This is a genomic window from Pseudomonas sp. Sample_10, from assembly GCF_004321495.1.
In the GTDB taxonomy this organism is placed as follows: domain Bacteria; phylum Pseudomonadota; class Gammaproteobacteria; order Pseudomonadales; family Pseudomonadaceae; genus Aquipseudomonas.
This window is the reverse complement of sequence record NZ_RCOE01000220.1, coordinates 88,656-108,655: the sequence shown is the minus strand read 5'-3', so window position 1 is coordinate 108,655 and position 20,000 is coordinate 88,656. Positions and strand designations below refer to the sequence as shown.

The following is a 20,000-nucleotide window of genomic DNA, read 5'->3' as shown; positions in this document are numbered from 1 at the left end:
CCACAGTTGTTTGTTAGCGGTCCTGCGCATCCTTGGCGTCCGCTTCCGCGTTGCGTTCAGCCACGCGTTTACGTTGTTCATCGGTCAGCTCGACCTTGTTGGCGGTGTCACGCAACATCATCAAACCGCCAACGATCGAGCCGATGGCAACCACCAGAATCAACCAGGCATACCAGGGCATAGGAATCTCCTTGAAAGCAGGCTGGTTGGCGAGGTTTCGCCAACCGGGCGTGCATAACACTTTGAGCGATACATTTTCGCAGTGGTTCCATTCTATGCCTGATGTGGCGTAGGCATCGCACATCCTTGTCGGAGCAGCGTGCGGCGGCTCCTGAGATTATCCGTCGTCAGCATGAAGTAAGCCGATTGCGATGCTGGTCGGCGGGTTCGTGGTTCCTGCTCAGTTTTGTTCGGCGAGACACTCGCGCAGCGCGGTTTGCCAGTCGGGTTGGCTGACACCCCAGTCCCGTTGCAGGCGATTGCAATCCAGGCATGAGTTGATTGGGCGGGTGGCAGGGGTTGGATAGTCGCTGGAGGGGATAGGCAGTAGATTCGCGCAGGTCTTTCCTTGCTGTCGTAACGCTTCACCGATGGCCTCGGCGAAGCCAAACCAGGATGTTTTACCCTGAGCAGTCAGGTGATAGGTACCCCAGGGAGTGGGTTCGCCCGATTGCCAGCGTTCGATCAATGCCAGCGTACTATTGGCGACTGTCCCCGCCCAGGTAGGCGCACCGATCTGATCCGCGACAACTGCCAATTCTGCTTTCTCTTGCAGCAGTCGTTGCATCGTCAGCAAAAAGTTGCGGCCATGGGTCGAGTAGACCCAACTGCTGCGCAGAATCAGGTGTTTGCATTGCACCTCGGTGATGGCCCGTTCGCCCGCCAGTTTGCTTTTGCCGTAGACCCCGAGCGGGTTGGGCGTGTCGTTTTCGTCATAGGGGCCGACTTTCGTACCGTCGAATACGTAATCGGTGGAGTAGTGAATCAGCGGGATACCGAGCGCCAGCGCTTGTTCGGCAAAGATACCGGGGGCGACCGCGTTGATGGCATAGGCTGTTTCCGGCTCGTTTTCAGCCAGATCCACCCAGGTATACGCCGCCGCATTGATGATCAGATCGGGACGAATATCTTGCACCGTTTGGCGAATTTGATCGGGTTTGGTCAGATCGAGCTGATCGCGGCCTGGCACGATCAACTCGCCGAAAACCCCCAGTCGACGCTGTAACTCAAGCGAGATCTGACCCTGTTGGCCGCTGATTAGAACTTTCATGGAAAAAGCTCAGCGGATTCGCAGAACGGGTTCAATTAGATTCATTATTTTTCCCCGGCCAATTTGGCGAGGTACTGACCATAACCAGTCTTGCCGAAATAGCGGGAGCGCTCCAGCAGGTGTTCGCGGTTGATCCAGTTATTTTGATAAGCGATCTCTTCAAGGCAGGCAATCTTCAAGCCTTGGCGGTGTTCAATGGTCTGCACGTACTGAGAGGCTTCGAGCAAGCTGTCATGCGTGCCGGTGTCGAGCCATGCGAAACCACGCCCAAAGCGTTCTACCTGTAAATCACCACGTTCGAGATAGGCATTGTTGATGTCGGTAATTTCCAACTCGCCGCGAGGCGAAGGTTTGACTGCCTTGGCGATCTCGATCACGTCGTTGTCGTAAAAATACAGCCCGGTCACCGCATAGTTGGATTTCGGATTCTGGGGCTTTTCTTCTATCGACAAGGCACGGCCTTCGCCGTCGAAATCAATTACGCCGAAGCGCTCGGGGTCTTTGACCCAGTAACCGAAAACTGTAGCGCCTGAAGAACGTTTGGCTGCGGTTTGTAGTTTTCCGCCGAAATACGAACCATGAAAAATGTTATCGCCAAGGATCAGGCACACCGGATCATCGCCGATAAACTCTTCGCCAATTATAAACGCTTGGGCCAGGCCATCCGGTGATGGCTGCTCGGCGTAGCTGAAGTTCACCCCAAACTGACTACCATCACCCAGCAAGTTGCGGTATTGAGGTAAATCGTGGGGGGTGGAAATCAGCAGAATGTCCTTGATACCGGCCAGCATCAGCACCGAGATCGGATAGTAGATCATCGGCTTGTCGTAGACTGGCAACAGTTGTTTGGATATTCCAAGTGTGATCGGATGAAGGCGCGTTCCAGAGCCTCCTGCTAAAACGATACCCTTCGTCATGCGAGCAATTCCTTTGTATTGATGGCACCCAGGCGTTCACCTTGATAACTGCCATCTTGAACACGACGGCACCATTCCAGGTTATCCAGATACCACTGAACGGTTTTGCGCAGGCCGGTTTCGAAAGTTTCCTCCGGTACCCAGCCTAATTCTTTTTCAATTTTGCTTGCATCGATTGCGTAGCGCAGGTCGTGCCCGGGACGGTCCTGCACGAAAGCAATCAGGTCTGCATAGTGCTTGATACCCTCAGGCTTTTGCGGTGCCAGTTCTTCAAGCAAGCCGCAGATTGCACGCACTACATCGATATTTTTTTGCTCATTGTGGCCGCCGATGTTGTAGGTCTCGCCGACCTTGCCTTCGATAACCACCTTTATCAGAGCACGGGCGTGATCTTCGACGAACAACCAATCGCGTACTTGGAGACCATTGCCATACACCGGCAATGGCTTGCCCGCCAAGGCATTGAGTATCACCAGCGGAATCAATTTCTCGGGGAAATGAAAGGGGCCGTAGTTATTCGAACAATTGGTCAGTATGACCGGCAGGCCATAGGTGCGATGCCAAGCGCGGACCAGATGGTCGGAAGCAGCTTTGCTGGCGGAGTACGGCGAGCTTGGCGCGTAGGGTGTCGTTTCCGTAAACAGGTCATCAACCCCATGTAAATCGCCATAGACCTCGTCGGTGGAAATGTGATGGAGCCGGAAGGCGCTCTTTTCTGGCTCGGCAAGGGTATGCCAGTAGGCTCTGGCCGCTTCCAGAAGACTGTAGGTGCCGACGACATTGGTCTGGATGAAATCAGCGGGGCCGTCAATGGATCGATCGACATGGGATTCGGCAGCCAGATGCATGATTGCATGCGGCTGGAAACGTTCTAACACGGCACTGACGGCAGCCTGATCAATGACATCAGCCTGGACGAATTCATAGCGAGTGTCGTTGGCAATGCTGGTCAAGGATTCGAGATTTCCAGCGTATGTCAGCTTGTCCAGGTTGATGACTTCATGACTGGAGTGGCAAATCAACTCGCGAATCAGAGCAGAACCGATGAAACCGGCACCGCCGGTGATGAGGATACGCATGTAGACAAGCCTTTTCAGTGAGCCTATGACACAGAGATGCATAGCTTGTCGGCATGAGTGGGGGAGTGCAATAGAAGCAGTGATCTGTTTTTGCCATGTCAGCCATTATTCCGCCTTCGCGGACAAGTCCAGATAGCTGTAACCCCAGCATAAACCCACTCTTTACACATTCTTTATCCCCCGCCTTAACCCTCGATCTCGCGCCTTTACACCCTCCCTCTCGACAATGACTCCACACGCGGCAATGCGCCGTAACACGGAGAACTTCCATGAGCGTTCTGGACGGAGTGTCACTGCTGTTGGCAGTGGGGCTGTTCATTTATCTGTTGGTTGCGCTGTTGCGCGCGGACCGGAACTAGGAGCGGCTATGCACAGTTATGACTATTGGCTGATCCTTGCGTTTTTCGCGGTGGTATTGGTTCCGGCGCCGTTTCTGGGGCGCTTCTATTACAAGGTGATGGAAGGCCAGCGCACGTGGCTGACGCCGGTGCTCGGGCCGGTTGAGCGCGGGTGCTATCGCGTGGCGGGTGTCGATCCGCATTCCGAGCAGAGCTGGCAGAAGTACGCCCTGGCCTTGCTGGCTTTCAACCTTGCGGGTTTCCTGCTGCTGTTCGCGATTTTGCTGTTTCAGGATTATTTGCCACTCAACCCGCAGAACCTGCCGGGCCAGGAGTGGACACTGGCGTTCAACACCGCCGTCAGCTTCATGACCAACACCAACTGGCAGGCCTACAGCGGTGAAGCATCGCTGAGCTACCTGAGCCAGATGGTCGGCCTCACCGTGCAGAACTTCGTGAGTGCCGCCACCGGTCTGGCGGTGCTGGTTGCGCTGTGCCGCGGCATCGGTCGCAAGTCCACTGCATCGCTGGGTAATTTCTGGGTCGACATGACCCGTGCCACGCTCTACGGCTTGCTGCCGCTGTGCCTGCTGCTGGCGTTGTACCTCGTATGGCAAGGCGTGCCGCAAACCTTCGCGCAATACGTGAACGCGGTGACGATGCAGGGTGTTGATCAAGTGATCCCGCTCGGACCAGCTGCCAGCCAGATCGCGATCAAACAGTTGGGCACCAACGGGGGTGGCTTCTTCGGCGTCAACTCGGCGCATCCGTTCGAGAACCCGACGGCGTGGAGCAACCTGTTCGAGATGGCTTCGATCATTCTGATCCCGGTCGCACTTGTGTTCACGTTCGGCCATTACGTGAAGGACTTGCGTCAGAGCCGCGCGATCATCGCCTGCATGCTGGCGCTGTTCCTGATTGGCGGCGCGACTTCAATGTGGGCGGAATACCAACCGAACCCGACCTTGAACAACGTCGCCGTCGAACAGACCGCGCCGCTGGAAGGCAAGGAAGCGCGCTTCGGCACCACCGCCACGGTGCTGTGGTCGGTGACCACCACCGCGGCATCGAACGGTTCGGTCAACGGCATGCACGACAGCCTCAACCCGCTGAGCGGGATGGTGGCGCTGGTCAACATGATGGTCGGCGAAGTGATCTTCGGCGGCGTTGGTGCCGGGCTCTACGGCATGTTGCTCAACGTGCTGATCGCGGTGTTCCTCGCCGGCCTGATGATTGGTCGCACTCCGGAATACCTCGGCAAGAAACTGCAAGCCAGGGAAGTGCAGCTGTTGGTGGTGACCTTGATGGTCATGCCGATCGGCGTGCTGGTGCTCGGCGCGATTGCCGCCAGCCTGCCCGGCCCGGTGGCCTCGGTGAGCAACCCCGGCGCCCACGGTTTCAGTCAGTTGCTCTACGCCTACACCTCGGCCAGTGCCAACAACGGTTCGGCGTTCGGTGGCTTCGGTGCCAACACCCCGTTCCACAACCTGATGCTGGGCCTGGGCATGTTGATCGGTCGCTTCGGCTACATCCTTCCGGTGCTGGCATTGGCCGGCAGCCTGGCGCTGAAGAAAACCGCACCCATCGGCCAGAACAGTTTCCCGACCCATGGCCCGCTGTTCGTGACCCTGTTGACCGTGACCATTTTGCTGGTGGGTGGTTTGACCTTCCTGCCGACCCTGGCACTGGGGCCTATTGCTGAACACCTGAGTATGGGCTTCTAAGGAATCCATCATGAATATGCATGTTCCAGCTTCAAAACCTGCATCACCGACCCAGTCGGCCGAAGCACCGAAAACCGCGATCTCGGCCCTCTGGCGCCCGGCGCTGGTGCAAGCCTTCGTCAAGCTCGACCCACGGCAATTGCAACGTGCGCCAGTGATGTTGGTGGTCGAACTGACCGCGATCCTCACCACCGTGTTGTGCTTCATTCCAGACGCGGCGGTGCCGACCTTCGTCGCTGCGCAAATTGCCGTGTGGCTGTGGTTCACCGTGTTGTTCGCCAACTTTGCCGAGGCCCTGGCCGAAGGTCGCGGCAAGGCTCGCGCCGACAGCCTCAAGGCCGGCAGCGAAGGCTTGAGCGCCCGGCGTAAAACCAGTAATGGCAGCTTCCAGGTGGTGCCCGCCGCCAGCCTGCGCCAAGGCGATGTGGTGCGCGTCGAAGCGGGGGAGATGATTCCCGGTGACGGCGAGGTGATCGAAGGCATCGCGGCAGTGAACGAAGCGGCGATCACCGGTGAGTCGGCGCCGGTGATTCGCGAGTCCGGTGGCGACCGCTCGGCCGTCACCGGCAACACGCGGCTGGTGTCTGACTGGCTGCTGGTAAAAATCACCGCCAACCCCGGTGAGTCGACGCTGGATCGGATGATCGCCCTGGTTGAAGGCGCCAAGCGCCAGAAAACCCCGAACGAAGTGGCGCTGGACATCCTGCTGATCGGCCTGACCCTGATCTTCCTGTTGGTGGTGGTCACCCTGCAACCGTTCGCCCACTTTGCCAACGGCAGCCTGCCGCTGGTGTTCCTGGTGGCGCTGTTGGTCACGCTGATTCCGACCACCATCGGCGGTCTGCTGTCGGCCATCGGCATTGCCGGTATGGACCGCCTGGTGCGCCTGAACGTGATCGCCAAATCCGGGCGCGCCGTGGAAGCGGCGGGGGACGTGCACGTGCTGTTGCTGGACAAGACCGGCACCATCACCTTCGGTAACCGTCGTTGCACGGCAGTGGTCGCGGCCCCAGGCGTGAGCAGCCAGGAGCTGGCCGAAGGAGCGTTGTTCGCATCCCTGGCCGATGACACGGCCGAGGGCAAATCCATCGTCGAGTTCCTGCGCGGCTCCCAGCCACAAGCGGAGCCTGCTGCCGAGTTGCTGACCGCGGTGCCGTTCAGCGCCGAGACGCGGTTGTCCGGTGTCGACTATCACGGCCGCGTTTACCGCAAAGGCGCGGTGGATTCGCTGCTGACCTTCATCGGTATGAAACGCGCGGACCTGGCACCGGCCCTGTCGCGGGAAATCGACAAGATCGCCCAGAGCGGTGGCACGCCGTTGCTGGTCTGCGTCGACGGCAAATTGCTCGGTGCGATCCACCTCAAGGACGTGGTCAAACCCGGCATTCGTGAGCGTTTCGCCGAGTTGCGCAAACTGGGGATCCGCACGGTCATGGTCACCGGCGACAACCCGCTGACCGCTGCCGCCATCGCTGCTGAAGCGGGTGTGGATGACGTGCTGGCCGAAGCCACCCCGGAGAAAAAACTGGCGCGTATTCGTCATGAGCAAAACGACGGTCGCCTGGTCGCCATGTGCGGCGACGGTGCCAACGACGCACCGGCCCTGGCCCAGGCGGATGTCGGCATGGCGATGAACGACGGCACGCAAGCGGCGCGCGAAGCGGCCAACATGGTCGATCTCGACAGCGACCCGACCAAGCTGCTGGACGTGGTGCAGATCGGCAAGGAATTGCTGGTGACCCGCGGCGCGCTGACCACGTTCTCCATCGCCAACGACGTGGCCAAGTACTTCGCGATTTTGCCGGCGCTGTTTGCGGCGATCTACCCGCAATTGGGCGTGCTGAACGTCATGCACTTGAGCAGTCCGCAGAGCGCGATTCTCTCGGCCATCGTGTTCAACGCGTTGATCATCGTGGTGCTGATTCCATTGGCGTTGCGCGGTGTGCGCGTGCAGGCAGCCAGTGCGGCGGCGTTGCTGCGGCGCAATCTGCTGATCTACGGGCTGGGCGGGATTCTGGTGCCGTTCGTGGGCATCAAACTCATCGACATGCTGTTGACGGCGTTGCATCTGGTTTAGCGGGTAGCGGGTGGCTGGAAAGGGGCTTTTGTGGCGAGGGAGCTTGCTCCCGCTGGCTGCGAAGCAGCCCCGACCCAGTCACCGCATTTGATCATGCACATCACACTTACCCGATTTACGACTGCTTTGCAGCCGAGCGGGAGCAAGCTCCCTCGCCACAGGTGAAGTGTTGTTTTTAGAGAATTCGAGGATTTTGACATGTCCACAATGATACGCCCGGCCCTGAGCCTGCTGGTCTTGATGACCCTGATCACCGGCGTCGCCTATCCCTTGGTGGTTACCGGTGTCGCCCAGGTGGCGTTCCCGGATCAGGCCAATGGCAGCCTGTTGCGCGATGCCGACGGCAAGGTCCGTGGCTCGTCGCTGATCGCCCAGGATTTTATCGGCGACGCCTGGTTCCACCCACGGCCATCGGCCGCTGCCTTTGCCACGGTGTCGAGCGGTGCGAGCAACCTGGCGCCGAGCAACCCGGCCCTGGCCACTCGCGTGATCGACGATGCCAACAAGCTGCTGGTGCCCGGCCAGGGGCCGGTGCCGTTGGCCATGCTCACCACGTCCGGCAGCGGGCTCGATCCACACTTGCCACCGGCCGCGATTGCCTATCAACTGGCGCGTGTCGCGGCGGCGCGCAACCTGCCGGTCGCGACCCTGCAAAACCTGCTGGACGCGCACATCGAGCAACCGCTGATAGGCCCGCCGGTGGTGAATGTGCTTGAGTTGAATCGGGCGCTGGAAAGCCTGTAGAAGATGATCATTCCCACGCTCTGCGTGGGAATGCATCAATGGACGCTCTGCGTCCGCTTTTGGGGACGCAGAGCGTCCCGGGCTGCATCCCCACGCAGAGCGTGGGAACGATCATTAGAGAGATCCATACATGAGCAACTCCGGCCGCGCCGACGCGCTGTTAGCAGACCTGCCCCGCGATGGCCGTGGCCGGCTCAAGGTATTCCTCGGCGCCGCGCCCGGTGTCGGCAAAACCTACGCCATGCTGCAAGCGGCCCACACCCAACTGCGCCAGGGTGTGAAAGTGATTGCCGGCGTGGTCGAAACCCACGGCCGGGCCGAAACCGAAGCGCTGTTGGGCGGCTTGCCGCAGCAGCCTTTGGTGCGTTCGGAATACCGTGGCGTGATGCTCGAGGAAATGGACCTCGATGGGTTGCTGGCCGCCAAACCCAAACTGGTGTTGGTGGATGAGTTGGCCCACACCAATGCCCCCGGTAGCCGTCACGAAAAACGCTGGCAAGACATTCAGGAATTGCTCGCCGCCGGTATCGACGTGTTCACCACCGTCAACGTCCAGCACCTGGAAAGCCTCAACGATCAGGTGCGCGGTATCACCGGTGTGCAGGTGCGCGAAACCCTCCCGGACTGGGTCCTGCAAGAAGCCTTCGAGCTATTGCTGATCGACCTGCCGCCACGTGAACTGCTGGAGCGCCTGCGCGATGGCAAGGTCTACGTGCCGGAGCAGGCGAGGGCGGCCATCGATGCGTTTTTTACCCAGACCAACCTGACAGCCCTGCGCGAATTGGCGATGCAGACGGCTGCCGCCCAGGTCGATAACGACCTGACCCAGGGTTATCGGCAGATGGGGCAAGCGGCGCCGACGGTGCGTGGTCGGCTGTTGGTGGGTGTCGATGGCGATGCCCAGGCGGAACGGCTGGTTCGTCACGCCAGCCGCGTCGCCCAGCGTCGGCATCTGCCGTGGAGCCTGGTGCATGTGGACAACGGCAGCGTGCGCGACGAGCAATCACGCCTGCGCCTGCAAAGTGCTCAGCAACTGGCTGAACGCCTGGGCGGTGAAGTGGTGCTGTTGCGCGCCGGTGAGGTGGCGAAAACCCTGATCCAGCATGCCGCCGAACGCCGCGCCAGTCTGGTATTGGTCGGCCAGTCGCGGCCACGTTTGCGCCGCCGTCTGTTCGGTGGCGGCTTGGCGGCGCGGTTGTTGCGCCATGCCCGCGGGCTGGAAATCAACGTCATCGACAGCGATCACGAGCAGCATCAGCCACGTCAGCGTTCAATGCAGGCGCTGGTGTGGTTCGACTATGCCCTGGCCATTGTGGCGACGGTGTCGGCCACTGCCTTGGCCTGGGCGGTCGCGAGCGTTTTGCCGTTGCCGAACATCTCGCTGGTGTTCCTTGCGGCAGTGCTTCTGGTGGCGGTGCGCAGCAGCCTAGGCCCGGCGCTGGTGTGTGCGGCGCTGTCGTTTCTGACCTATGACTTTCTGTTCATCCCACCGAATTTTTCCTTCAGCATCCAGCGCGAAGAAGACGTGCTGACCTTGCTGTTTTTCCTGTTGATGGCGGCCCTCACCGGCAACCTCGCAGCGCGCCAGCGGCGACAACTGCAGGCGCTGCGCGACACCCAGGAAGAAACCACGGAACTGCTCGACCTGTCGCGCAAACTGACCGCCGCCACAGATCGCCAGGCGGTGGTCAGCGCTGCCGCCCAGCACCTCAATGGCTGGAGCGATTTGCAGTTGTGCCTGCTCAATCGCGACGGTCCGAGTGGCTGGAAAGTCGAAACTGGTGGTCCGCTGGAATTCACCGAAGCCGAGCGCGCTGCCGCCGACTGGGCGTGGCAACACGATCAGCCTGCTGGCGCGGGCACCGGAACGTTGCCGTTCGGGCGTTGGTGGTGGTGGCCGTTGTCGGTAGAGGATGGGCCGCTGGCGTTGCTGGGTGTCTGCGCAAAAGAAGGCCAGACCCTCAGCGGCCAGCGTCGCCGATTGTTGACTGCGCTGAGCCAGCCGCTGGCACAGGCGCTGGCGCGTGCGCAATTGGCGGATGATCTGGAAGCGGCGCGGTTGCACGGCGAAACCGAGCAACTGCGCAGTGCCTTGCTGGCGTCGGTGTCCCACGACTTGCGCACGCCGCTGACTTCCATGCGCGGCAGTATCGACAGTCTGCTGGCGCTCGGCGAAGCGATCCCGCTGGAAGATCGCCGGGAATTGCTTGAAGGCACCCGCGATGAAGCCGAACGGCTCGATCGCTACATTCAGAATCTGCTGGACATGACCCGACTCGGTCACGGCGCGTTGAAACTGGCGCGGGACTGGGTATCGCCGGCCGACATCGTCGGCAGTTCGCTCAGCCGCTTGCGTGCGGTCCTCGCACCGCTGCAAGTCAGCACTGATGTGCCGGCGCAGTTGCCGCTGCTTTACGTGCATGCCGCGCTGATCGAGCAGGCGCTGATCAACGTGATGGAGAACGCCGCGCGATTTTCACCGCCCCACGGACGTTTGCAATTGCGCGCCGGAGTGGACGACAACGAGCTGTTTTTCTCGGTCAGTGACGAAGGTCCGGGAATTCCGGAGGAAGATCGGGAAAAGATTTTCGACATGTTCTACACCGCTGCACGCGGCGATCGAGGCGGGCAGGGTACCGGTCTGGGCCTGGCGATTTGCCAGGGCATGGTGGGCGCCCATGGCGGACGAATCAGCGTTGCCGATGGCATTGAAGGGCGCGGCACCTGTATCACCTTGCACTTGCCCTTGCAGGCTCAGCCGGCCTTTGAAAATTAACAGCCGACTGTGAAGCCTGATCGTGCTTGCGCTACTCTCTTGCCACTTATTTGTATTGATGTGAATTCATGAGCCAGACCGCGACCATCCTGGTCATCGACGACGAACCGCAAATCCGCAAATTCCTGCGTATCAGTCTCGTCTCCCAGGGCTACAAAGTGTTGGAAGCCAGCAACGGGACCGAAGGGTTGGCGCAGGCAGCACTGAACAAGCCGGACCTGCTGGTGCTCGACCTCGGTTTGCCAGACATGGACGGCCAGCAGGTTTTGCGCGAGTTTCGCGAGTGGTCGACGGTGCCGGTATTGGTGCTTTCGGTGCGCGCCGGCGAAGGGCAGAAAGTCCAGGCGCTGGATGGCGGCGCCAATGACTACGTGACCAAACCCTTCGGCATTCAGGAGTTCCTGGCGCGAATTCGTGCGCTGTTGCGCCAGGCACCGGTAGGGGAAGCCCAGCAAGCGGCACTGACCTTCGGCCCGCTGACGGTGGATCTGGCCTATCGCCGGGTCCTGCTCGATGGCGCCGAAGTGGCACTGACCCGCAAGGAATACGCGGTGCTCGCGCAACTGGCTCGGCATCCCGGGCGGGTCATCACCCAACAGCAATTGCTCAAGGATATCTGGGGGCCGACCCATACCGAAGACAGCCATTACTTGCGGATCGTGGTCGGGCATTTGCGGCAGAAACTGGCGGACGACCCGACTCAACCGCGATTCATCGTGACCGAGGCGGGGGTGGGGTATCGGTTGTTGAGTGACGGCAGTCTGTAGTTTTGTGTTGCCTGAGCAGGCCTCATCGCTGGCAAGCCAGCTCCCACAGGATTGGTGTCGTTGCCTGATCGTTCCCACGCTCTGCGTGGGAACGCCGCCAGGGACGCTCCGCGTTCCGCTTTTGGAAGCGACGCGGAGCGTCACGGGATGCATTCCCACGCGGAGCGTGGGAACGATCGACGACAGGATTGGTTTCGTTCACAAAATCTGTGATCACCTTGATAACTGTGGGAGCTGGCTTGCCAGCGATGGGGCCTTCACCGGCACTCGAGAACCTCAGGCATCCCGCTCGCTCTCATAGCGGTCCAGCGTATCGCGCGCAATCTCCCGCCCCAGCGCGATCAATTCCGGCGCCTTGTAGAACTCGAAAAACCGGCACACCCGCTTCGGTACGTTGATCAGAATGTCCGGTGGATAGCCGGCAATCTTGTACTGCGCCAACGACGTCTGCATGACCTCGAAACTCTGGTTGATCAAGTCCAGCAAAGACGCCGGGCCGACGTTGTCGATGATGAATGATCCGGTGGCGGACTTCGGCGCGCCGTCACGTTCAGGCGCTGCGGCGGGTTGCTGGGCTTCAGGTTCGGCAGATTCGATCCAGGGATTGATCTCTGCGGCCTCGGCCATCAACGCTTCCTTCTCCAGCAACAGCAATTGTTCGGCTTGCTTGCGCCGGAACGGCATTTTCGAACCCAGTGAATTGAGCAGGCTGTTGAACCGGCTCTTGAAAGCGGCAGGGCGCTCGATCACCGGCAACTGGTAATGACGCTGGTTGGTGGAGTTGAGATTGACCGCGATGATCAAATCACAATGGCTCGATACCACCGGCACAATCGGCAGCGGGTTGAGAATGCCGCCATCCACCAACATGCGATTGCCTTGCATCACCGGGGTAAACAGGCTGGGAATCGCCGCCGAGGCGCGCATGGCCTGGTGCAGGCAGCCTTCCTGGAACCAGATTTCCTGCTGGTTCGTCAGGTCGGTGGCCACTGCCGTGTAGGGAATGCGCAAGTCTTCGATATTGATCTCGCCGACGATCTTGCGGATCTGCCCAAAGACCTTTTCCCCGCGGATCGCCCCCAGGCGAAAACTGACATCCACCAGACGCAAAACATCGAGGTAATCCAGGCTTTCGATCCAGTCGCGATAATCATCGAGCTTGCCGGCGGCATAGATCCCGCCGACCACCGCTCCCATCGAGCAACCAGCGATACAGGCGATATCGTAACCGCGCCGTTCGATTTCCTGGATCACGCCGATATGCGCATAACCCCGGGCTCCACCCGAGCCCAACACCAGTGCGACACGCTTTTTCATGAATCGCCCTCGTTTGAATGGTTCAACAATGCACCCATCGGGGGGCGCGCTTCAATCGGCAAGGTCGCACGGTGCGGCGAACGCGTCGTTTTTTCGACACTCCAGGGCGGCAGATGATTATTCTTGCCCGCGCTATAGTTTGCGCTGGCGATGAACGGCACTTTTCACGTGCCAGACCGTCCTACCTGCATGACTGTTTTCCTATCTCTGAGGTGTATGTGATGAAAGCCTGGATTTGTGTGCCACTGATTGCCCTGGCACTGGCCGGTTGCGCCGGTAAAACTGCTTATCGCGACAGCTGCGGCAGCAACCTCGATGCCGCCTGGCATGAACTGGACCTGGCCAAGGCTGAAGGTTTCGCCGGGACCGTCAGCTACTCCAAGGCCTTGTCATTGTTGACCGCGGCCAAAACCCAGCAACAATTCGAAGGGTTCGAAGGCTGTGCGAAAAAAGCCGAGAAGGCACGCTTCTATATTCGTGAGTCACGTGCCGGCCGTTGAGGCATGATGTAAGTCCACGAGGGCAGGCGAGTCAGGGAGCAAGCGATGTCGGCAATGGTTGATCGATTGGTGGCCCATGTTCTGGGCCTGGAAGTGCGTCTACTGGCCTGCCAGGCGCGTTTGACTGCCCGGACTGACCCTGAGGCCTTGCACGACTTGCGCACTACCGTGCGCCGTTTGCGCAGCCTTTTGCGGCCGTTGCGCGGACTGCCCGGCGTTGAGCAACTGGAAACAGCGGCTTCGGCCGTGGGCGACCTGACCACCCCCTGGCGTGATCGCGAAGTGCTGGCGGCGTATTTGCTCCAGCACGGTCAACCCGACGCTGCGCAGCGGCGGTTGGCGCAGATGGCCGACGCTTATCCGGCCATTGCGAGCAGTGCCGAACTGGCGCAATTGCTGGTCATCCTTGATGCCTTTCCGCGCTTTCTGCGGGCCTCTCAACGTCAGGGCTTGCTCAAGGGCTTGGGCAAGCGCATCGAGAAACGCCTGGGCAAGCAATGGAAAAAACTCGACCAGGCCCTGCACGATCCCGCCCATGACCGCCATCGCCTGCGCTTGTTGATCAAGCGTGTGCGTTACGGCATCGACGCTTACCCCGAACTGGATCGCTTGCCGAAAGCGGCCATGCCCCGGTTGAAGTCGGCTCAGGGCGCATTGGGCGATTGGCACGACTGCGTGCAATGGCTGGCCATGGCTGAGCACGAAACTGATTTGCGCCCCTGCGTCGCCGGTTGGCACACCGCCATGGCCCAGGCCGAACAGCGCGCCGACCGAGTGCTGGACAAGCTCAGCGCGGACTGCTTCAAATCCTGAAATCAGTCACTTCCCCCTGTAGGAGCAAAGCTTGCTCGCGATAGCGATCCATCGGACGCCATCGCCGGCAAGCCTCGCTCCTACAAGGTTTGGGATTAAACGGGGGGATTGTGCGGCCCATCTGTCAGTCAATTTGGCCGGAATGTGTGCTGTACAGCCTTCGCCGGCTGGTTAAGATCCCTGCATCCTTTTCCCGATCCTGAGGTTTCCATGCGCTTTTGCGATTTGCTCGACGCCGTCCGCCGCCAACCGTTTGAGCTCACCATCCCGGCCGGGTGGGCTCAGGGACGTGCCAGTTTCGGTGGTTTGGTGGCCGCTTTGCAGTACGAAGCCATGCGCGCAAAAGTCCCGGCGGACCGGCCCGTGCGATCGTTGGCGATCACCTTCGTTGGCCCGGTCGAACCTGAAGTCCCCGTCAGTTTTGAAGTCGACGTGCTGCGCGAAGGCAAAGCCGTCAGCCAGGTGATGGGCCGCGCAATGCAGAAGGGGCAGGTGGTGACGTTGATTCAGGGCAGTTTTGGCGCCTCGCGTCCGTCTGAAGTGTCGGTACAGGCCGAGCCAGCACCCGAGATGAAGCATTGGGACGAGTGCCAGGAGCTGCCCTTCATCGAAGGCGTCATCCCGGAATTCATGCGCCATCTGGCGATGCGCTGGAGCGTCGGCGGGCTGCCGTTCAGCGGCAGCACATCGCGTCAGATGGGGGGCTGGGTGCGCTTGCGTGGTGACGTGAAGGAAGAGGCGATCACTGAATCGCACATTCTGGCACTGGTGGACGCCTGGCCGCCGGCGGTGATGCCTTTCCTGAACAAACCGGCCATGGGCAGCACGCTGACCTGGACTATCGAATTCGTCCAGCCTCTGCTGGAGCTGAGCACCCTGGACTGGTGCAAGTACCTGGTCGAAACCGAATATGCCGCCAACGGTTACGGGCATGCCGCCGCGAAGATGTGGGACGCGCAAGGTCGATTGATTGCCATGAGCCGGCAAACGGTGACGGTGTTCGCCTGATCAGTGACGGCGGTGGCGTTCACGCCAGGCGCGCCACCAGCCGCCGCTGAGGAAAAATCGCGGGAAAGTCAGGAACTGCTCGACCATCAGGCGCGACACAGCGTCTTTACGATCGCTGAACGGCTCGGAGGCTTGGGCTTCGAGGCTGTGACCATGGCGTTGCAGGCCGAGTGCAGCGATCACCCCGATGATGCCAATGGCAAGGTTCGCCAGATTCAGGCTGAACACGCCGCAGACGATCAACAGAAACGCCACGATGAACAGCGGCACGGCAATCAGGTGCAGCACCAGGTTGGCCGGGTGCTGGTGATTGTTCGGGTAGGCACGCCATTGCCAGGCGGGAAGGTTGGGGTGACGTTTGCCCATGATGCTAATCCTCGATCCATGTTGAACACATGATTGAAGAATAGGCCCGGCCCGAGCGGGCGGCGAATCGAGGTTGGCTATGGCCGTGATAGGCGTCATGGGCAAAAAGGATCGCTTGCACCGCAGCGGCCGCAGGCTGCGAGCTTTTAAAGTTTCAATTGCCCGATGGCCTTGCTCAATTCTCCTGCCAGCGCCGCCAGTTCATGACTGGTGGTTGCCGACCCGACGGTCTGCCGCACGGTGTTTTCGGTGACATCGCGGATGCTCACCACCGCCCGGTTCATCTCTTCCGCCACCTGACTCTGCTGCTCGGCTGCCACAGCAATCTGCGTATTGCTTTCACGCATCTGCGCCACCGCACCGGTAATCTGCACCAGGGCGGCGCCGGCCTCCTGCGCCTGTTGCACGCAATCGTCGGCCTTGAACGAGCTCTCCTGCATGAAGTCCACGGCGTCCCGTGTCCCGGCCTGCAACGCTGACACCATCACGGTGATTTCATCTGTCGAAGCCTGCACACGCTTGGCCAGGTTGCGCACTTCATCGGCGACCACCGCAAAGCCACGGCCCATTTCGCCAGCCCGGGCTGCTTCGATGGCCGCGTTCAATGCCAGCAGATTGGTCTGCTCGGCAATGCTGTGAATCACGTTGACCACGCCGTTGATTTTCTGGCTGTCCTCGGCCAGCCGCTGAATCATCTCGGCGGTTTGCTGCACGCCGGTAGACAGCCCGGCTATCGACTTTTGTACGCGCATGACCACTGCTTGCCCACTGCCGGCCAGGGTGTCGGCCGATTGCGACAAGTCGCGTGTGGCGCCGGCGTGTTGGGCGATGTGGTAGACCGTTGCGGTCATTTCGTTGATGGCGGTGGCGGCTTGATCGGTTTCACTTTGCTGGCCGAGCATGCCGTGCTGCACTTCGTTCATGCTTGAAGCCAGTCGTGCGGCGCCCTCATCCAGCTGCTGCGCTGTGCTGGCGACGGTGATGACTACCCGCTGATAACCGGCCTGCATGGCATTGAAGGCGTTTGCCATCTGCCCGACTTCGTCGTTGCAGGCCAGTGGAACCCGGGCCGACAAATCACCGGTTTTTTCCACGTGAAGCATCACGTCCTTCAAGGTGTTGAGTTGGCTGAGCAGGAAACGGATCAACAGCTGCGAGGCTCCGAGCATGACCAGCATCAACACGAACACCGCCACCGCGTAGTGGGCGAATCGCTCGCCGAACACCTGGCTCAGGCTCGGCCCACGGGCAATCACGGCTATCTGCTGGCCGTCCGCGCGCGTGAACACCTCGGCGCCGATCAGCAGATTGTCACCGAACAACGGCATGCGATTGATCTCGACCCAGCCCTTGGCATCCGTCAGCTTCGGCAGCGGTTGGTCATTGAGCGAGGGGGCTTGCCCGCGAGTGAACGTCAGCAGGTTTTCGGCTTTGGGCAGCGCTTGCCCGACCGGCCAGGCAGCCAGCAATCGCGCCTGTGCCTGAGCCGATTCCTGCGCGGCGTGCTGGCGTGCCTGTTGCTCGAGCTGCACGGCGTACAGCACCAGCAGCAGGGTGGTAACGAAGGCGACGGCGTTCACCGCCCAGAATTTGTATTTCAGCGAGATATTGCTAAGCCAGGTACCCATGTAGGTCTTCTCTGATAGCGGAAACAGCATTGGCAAGGTGCCATTATTGTGCCGCTATGCAGAGCTTCGAAAGTTGACATGAGTCAACTGGGCACCGCTTTACCTGTGGCTACTGAGGAACTGACGGCAATCGGAAAAACGCCCGTGCGCAGGCGGTCGTGTGCGCCGCCAGATCTTCCTCGGTTTCGCCCCGATGCAATGCCACCTCGCGCAACACTTCGGTCAGGTACGCCGGTTCGTTGCGGCCATTTTTCGGCTTCGGTCGCAGGCTGCGTGGCAGCAGGTACGGCGCGTCGCTTTCCAGCATCAGGCGTCCGCGCTTGATCTCCTTGACCAATGGGTGCAGGTGCGTGCCCCGGCGCTCATCGCAGATCCAGCCAGTCATGCCGATGTGCAAATCCAGATCGAGGTAGCTGAACAGCGCAGACTTTTCGCCGGTGAAGCAATGCACCACGGCGGCGGGCAGTTGGTCGCGGTAGTCGCGCAGGATTTCCAGCAGACGCTGGCTGGCATCCCGCTCGTGCAGGAACACTGGCAATTGCAGTTCAACGGCCATCGCCAGATGTTCTTCCAGGACTTTTTCCTGTTGTGGCCGTGGCGAGAAATCGCGGTTGAAATCCAGTCCGCATTCACCCACGGCGACCACGTTCGGCTCTTTAAGCAGGCTGCGCAGGCGTCGGGCGCTGTCGGCATTCCAGTCGCTGGCCGAGTGCGGGTGAATACCAGCGGTGGCGAACAGCCGTTGCGCGCTGTCATCCAGTTGCCCGCAGAGTTCGAGCGCTTGCTCGCTGCCTTCGACACTGGTACCGGTCAACACCAATTGGCATACGCCAGCGGCATAGGCGCGGTCGAGTACCGCCTGGTGTTTGTCGGTAAAACTGGGGTTGGTCAGGTTGACGCCGATATCGATGAGTTGCATGGTGCTACCTCGGACCAAAGGCCGGAAAGCATATCAGAGCTGTAGATTTATAAGAAAAACCAAGAACTACAACGAGTTATAGCTGTCTTTTGAGCCGCGGGACCGGGCGGGGTGGTCAAAATTGCCATCACTGTGCCAGTCTTCCGCACTTTGCCAGCGCTCAGGCGCTCAGTTTTTTCGTTTGATTTCATGAAAACACTCATGTGATCAGCCCGAATTCTTTCCGGAGAGTGGATGATTCGTCCCTCGGTTTTGCTATTGCTGTGTTGTTCGCTGCTGCTGCCGATGTCGGCGGTCGCGCGTCTGCCCGGCCCCCTGCAAGCCGTGCCGGCGACCAAGGTCCGAGACTTGACGGAAATTCGCAGCAGTCGAGTGCTGCGGGTGTTGGTCAACCAGAGTCGCAACAGCTCCGGTGAAGTCCAGGGCCAGGTCATCGGCGTCGAATACCATCGCTTGCGCGCCTTTGAGCAATACCTCAATGGTCACGCCCGTGACGGCCAGGAAATCAGCCTCAAGATCATTCCCAAAGCCAAGGATCAACTGCTCGGCGCGTTGCAGCGCGGGGAGGGCGATCTGGTTGCGCCTGGAGAACTGCTCGATTTGCAACCGGGGTTCGCCGTCAGCAGCAGTGAACCGGTGGCCAGAAACATTCCCTTGGTGCTGGTGGGCATCAAGGGTGAGCGCCGCTACACCCGACTTGAACAGTTGTCAGGTAAAACCCTGGTGTTGCCAACGGGCAGCGCCGCCGGGGATGCCATCAGCCAGATCAACCAAAAGCTCGCGCTGCATAAATTGCCAGCGGTCAACGTCGAATGGGTCGATCCCAGCCTGGCGGTCGAAGACGTGCTGGAAATGGTCCAGGGCGGGATCTTTCATCTGACCATCGTTGAGCAGCCAATCGCCGAACGCTGGGGCAAGATCCTGCCGAAACTGCGCCTGGATCGACAGGTGCTCATCAGCGAGCCGGGCGAAGAGTTCTGGTTCGTGCGTCGCGATGCTTCGATGCTGCGCGCCAGCATTGATCGCTTTCTCACCGGTTACAAAAAGCCGTCGGATCAGGATGCGGCCTTCCTGCGCATCTATCGGCGCCTGTACCAGGTTCACTACCCACTGGCCAAGGCTGACCGACAACGTCTGGAAAAGCTGCGACCAGTGCTGCAAAAGCATGCCGATGCGCAAAACATGGACTGGTTGAACCTGGCGGCGCTGGCGTTCAAGGAGTCAGGCCTGAAGCCGACGGCGCGCAGTGGCGGTGCGCCGACCGGGCTGATGCAGATCACGCCTTCCGCGGCCCAGCGGGTGGGGGTCAACAATATTCAGGATCTTGATGCCAATGTGCAGGCCGGGGCCAAGTATCTGGCGATGATTCGTCGCAAGTTTTTCGCCAGCCCCAAGCTCAACGAACGCGAGCGAATGGCCTTCGTGCTGGCGGCCTACAACATCGGACCGGAGCGGGTGCAAGGTATGCGCGCCGAGGCACGGCGTCGGGGCCTGAATCCGAACCAGTGGTTTTTCCAGGTCGAGCGCGTTGCCATGGAGCAGGTGGGAATGGGACCTGTCAGCTATGTTAATAGCGTGAACAAGTATTACCTGGCGTTCGATCGGGAGCGGGAGTCGTTGGAGCCCCAGGGGCAGAAGGTTGCCCTTCGTAAATGATCGAATAAACTGATTGTTAAAGCGGATATTTTGCGCTTTTAACATGAGATTTACTGATTAATATAGCGGCCAACCAACTCACTCTCACAATGGATGACACA

At 60.2% G+C, this 20,000-nt stretch carries 18 protein-coding genes; 10 read left to right on the top strand and 8 right to left on the bottom strand.

Annotation, left to right across the window (positions count from 1 at the left end):
* Positions 1–13: 13 nt before the first annotated feature.
* The 4 genes from D8U18_RS21965 to rfbB form a co-directional block, all read right to left on the bottom strand.
* Positions 14–181 (bottom strand): DUF2897 family protein, encoded by a 168-nt coding sequence (locus D8U18_RS21965; RefSeq protein ID WP_007931351.1) that lies wholly within the window; start codon positions 179–181, stop codon positions 14–16.
* A gap of 219 nt (positions 182–400) precedes the next feature.
* Positions 401–1,270: a dTDP-4-dehydrorhamnose reductase gene (rfbD, locus tag D8U18_RS21960; RefSeq protein WP_131108395.1), complete on the bottom strand. Its 870-nt coding sequence runs from the start codon at positions 1,268–1,270 to the stop codon at positions 401–403.
* A gap of 44 nt (positions 1,271–1,314) precedes the next feature.
* A complete protein-coding gene (gene rfbA, locus D8U18_RS21955) occupies positions 1,315–2,187 on the bottom strand; it encodes a glucose-1-phosphate thymidylyltransferase RfbA (protein ID WP_056856427.1) in 873 nt (290 codons plus the stop codon).
* Positions 2,184–3,266 carry a dTDP-glucose 4,6-dehydratase gene (gene rfbB, locus D8U18_RS21950; protein ID WP_131108394.1) on the bottom strand — a complete coding sequence of 361 codons (1,083 nt, stop codon included), beginning with the start codon at positions 3,264–3,266 and terminating at the stop codon, positions 2,184–2,186. Before rfbB ends, rfbA begins: the two co-directional genes overlap by 4 nt.
* A 269-nt stretch (positions 3,267–3,535) precedes the next feature.
* Here rfbB and kdpF point away from each other — a divergent pair, with 269 nt between their 5' ends.
* From kdpF to D8U18_RS21920, 6 genes are all read left to right on the top strand, one after another.
* Positions 3,536–3,625, top strand: coding sequence for a K(+)-transporting ATPase subunit F (gene kdpF / locus D8U18_RS21945; protein WP_007899818.1), 90 nt, complete (start codon positions 3,536–3,538; stop codon positions 3,623–3,625).
* 8 nt (positions 3,626–3,633) lie between these two features.
* A complete protein-coding gene (gene kdpA / locus D8U18_RS21940) occupies positions 3,634–5,328 on the top strand; it encodes a potassium-transporting ATPase subunit KdpA (protein WP_131108393.1) in 1,695 nt (564 codons plus the stop codon).
* A 16-nt stretch (positions 5,329–5,344) separates the two neighbouring features.
* Positions 5,345–7,405: a potassium-transporting ATPase subunit KdpB gene (gene kdpB, locus D8U18_RS21935; RefSeq protein ID WP_177435050.1), complete on the top strand. Its 2,061-nt coding sequence runs from the start codon at positions 5,345–5,347 to the stop codon at positions 7,403–7,405.
* Between the two features lie 198 nt (positions 7,406–7,603).
* Positions 7,604–8,149 carry a potassium-transporting ATPase subunit KdpC gene (gene kdpC / locus D8U18_RS21930; RefSeq protein WP_130906977.1) on the top strand — a complete coding sequence of 182 codons (546 nt, stop codon included), beginning with the start codon at positions 7,604–7,606 and terminating at the stop codon, positions 8,147–8,149.
* 130 nt (positions 8,150–8,279) lie between these two features.
* Positions 8,280–10,925 (top strand): sensor histidine kinase KdpD, encoded by a 2,646-nt coding sequence (locus D8U18_RS21925; RefSeq protein WP_056856422.1) that lies wholly within the window; start codon positions 8,280–8,282, stop codon positions 10,923–10,925.
* A gap of 68 nt (positions 10,926–10,993) precedes the next feature.
* Positions 10,994–11,692: a response regulator gene (locus tag D8U18_RS21920; RefSeq protein WP_131108392.1), complete on the top strand. Its 699-nt coding sequence runs from the start codon at positions 10,994–10,996 to the stop codon at positions 11,690–11,692.
* 276 nt (positions 11,693–11,968) lie between these two features.
* On the opposite strand, the gene D8U18_RS21910 is transcribed toward D8U18_RS21920, so the two are convergent.
* Positions 11,969–13,009 carry a patatin-like phospholipase family protein gene (locus D8U18_RS21910; protein WP_130904100.1) on the bottom strand — a complete coding sequence of 347 codons (1,041 nt, stop codon included), beginning with the start codon at positions 13,007–13,009 and terminating at the stop codon, positions 11,969–11,971.
* 221 nt (positions 13,010–13,230) lie between these two features.
* On the opposite strand from D8U18_RS21910, the gene D8U18_RS21905 reads away from it, so the two are divergent.
* From D8U18_RS21905 to D8U18_RS21895, 3 genes are all read left to right on the top strand, one after another.
* Positions 13,231–13,509 (top strand): hypothetical protein, encoded by a 279-nt coding sequence (locus tag D8U18_RS21905; protein ID WP_056856419.1) that lies wholly within the window; start codon positions 13,231–13,233, stop codon positions 13,507–13,509.
* 45 nt (positions 13,510–13,554) lie between these two features.
* On the top strand, positions 13,555–14,322 hold the full coding sequence (locus D8U18_RS21900; RefSeq protein ID WP_131108391.1) for a CHAD domain-containing protein: 768 nt from the start codon (positions 13,555–13,557) through the stop codon (positions 14,320–14,322).
* A 210-nt stretch (positions 14,323–14,532) separates the two neighbouring features.
* On the top strand, positions 14,533–15,330 hold the full coding sequence (locus D8U18_RS21895; protein WP_130930422.1) for a thioesterase family protein: 798 nt from the start codon (positions 14,533–14,535) through the stop codon (positions 15,328–15,330).
* Here D8U18_RS21895 and D8U18_RS21890 read toward each other — a convergent pair whose 3' ends face one another.
* The 3 genes from D8U18_RS21890 to D8U18_RS21880 all read right to left on the bottom strand — a co-directional run bounded on the left by D8U18_RS21890 (position 15,331) and on the right by D8U18_RS21880 (position 18,243).
* Positions 15,331–15,696 carry an Mpo1-like protein gene (locus tag D8U18_RS21890; protein WP_056856416.1) on the bottom strand — a complete coding sequence of 122 codons (366 nt, stop codon included), beginning with the start codon at positions 15,694–15,696 and terminating at the stop codon, positions 15,331–15,333.
* A gap of 146 nt (positions 15,697–15,842) precedes the next feature.
* Positions 15,843–17,324: a methyl-accepting chemotaxis protein gene (locus D8U18_RS21885; protein ID WP_131108390.1), complete on the bottom strand. Its 1,482-nt coding sequence runs from the start codon at positions 17,322–17,324 to the stop codon at positions 15,843–15,845.
* Positions 17,325–17,433: 109 nt separating this feature from the next.
* Positions 17,434–18,243 (bottom strand): TatD family hydrolase, encoded by an 810-nt coding sequence (locus D8U18_RS21880; RefSeq protein ID WP_131108389.1) that lies wholly within the window; start codon positions 18,241–18,243, stop codon positions 17,434–17,436.
* Positions 18,244–18,477: 234 nt separating this feature from the next.
* Between D8U18_RS21880 and D8U18_RS21875 the strand changes: the two genes are divergently transcribed.
* Complete coding sequence (locus D8U18_RS21875) at positions 18,478–19,899, top strand: transglycosylase SLT domain-containing protein (RefSeq protein WP_131108388.1); 1,422 nt, start codon at positions 18,478–18,480, stop codon at positions 19,897–19,899.
* Positions 19,900–20,000: the final 101 nt, after the last annotated feature.

Coding starts and splice junctions, on each gene's coding strand:
- D8U18_RS21880 (WP_131108389.1), bottom strand. CDS start 18,243: ATGCAACTCATCGATATCGGCGTCAACCTGACCAACCCCAGTTTTACC.
- kdpA (WP_131108393.1), top strand. CDS start 3,634: ATGCACAGTTATGACTATTGGCTGATCCTTGCGTTTTTCGCGGTGGTA.
- kdpF (WP_007899818.1), top strand. CDS start 3,536: ATGAGCGTTCTGGACGGAGTGTCACTGCTGTTGGCAGTGGGGCTGTTC.
- D8U18_RS21890 (WP_056856416.1), bottom strand. CDS start 15,696: ATGGGCAAACGTCACCCCAACCTTCCCGCCTGGCAATGGCGTGCCTAC.
- rfbB (WP_131108394.1), bottom strand. CDS start 3,266: ATGCGTATCCTCATCACCGGCGGTGCCGGTTTCATCGGTTCTGCTCTG.
- D8U18_RS21895 (WP_130930422.1), top strand. CDS start 14,533: ATGCGCTTTTGCGATTTGCTCGACGCCGTCCGCCGCCAACCGTTTGAG.
- D8U18_RS21910 (WP_130904100.1), bottom strand. CDS start 13,009: ATGAAAAAGCGTGTCGCACTGGTGTTGGGCTCGGGTGGAGCCCGGGGT.
- D8U18_RS21925 (WP_056856422.1), top strand. CDS start 8,280: ATGAGCAACTCCGGCCGCGCCGACGCGCTGTTAGCAGACCTGCCCCGC.
- kdpB (WP_177435050.1), top strand. CDS start 5,345: ATGCATGTTCCAGCTTCAAAACCTGCATCACCGACCCAGTCGGCCGAA.
- D8U18_RS21875 (WP_131108388.1), top strand. CDS start 18,478: ATGATTCGTCCCTCGGTTTTGCTATTGCTGTGTTGTTCGCTGCTGCTG.
- D8U18_RS21885 (WP_131108390.1), bottom strand. CDS start 17,324: ATGGGTACCTGGCTTAGCAATATCTCGCTGAAATACAAATTCTGGGCG.
- D8U18_RS21965 (WP_007931351.1), bottom strand. CDS start 181: ATGCCCTGGTATGCCTGGTTGATTCTGGTGGTTGCCATCGGCTCGATC.
- D8U18_RS21900 (WP_131108391.1), top strand. CDS start 13,555: ATGTCGGCAATGGTTGATCGATTGGTGGCCCATGTTCTGGGCCTGGAA.
- D8U18_RS21920 (WP_131108392.1), top strand. CDS start 10,994: ATGAGCCAGACCGCGACCATCCTGGTCATCGACGACGAACCGCAAATC.
- D8U18_RS21905 (WP_056856419.1), top strand. CDS start 13,231: ATGAAAGCCTGGATTTGTGTGCCACTGATTGCCCTGGCACTGGCCGGT.
- rfbA (WP_056856427.1), bottom strand. CDS start 2,187: ATGACGAAGGGTATCGTTTTAGCAGGAGGCTCTGGAACGCGCCTTCAT.
- rfbD (WP_131108395.1), bottom strand. CDS start 1,270: ATGAAAGTTCTAATCAGCGGCCAACAGGGTCAGATCTCGCTTGAGTTA.
- kdpC (WP_130906977.1), top strand. CDS start 7,604: ATGTCCACAATGATACGCCCGGCCCTGAGCCTGCTGGTCTTGATGACC.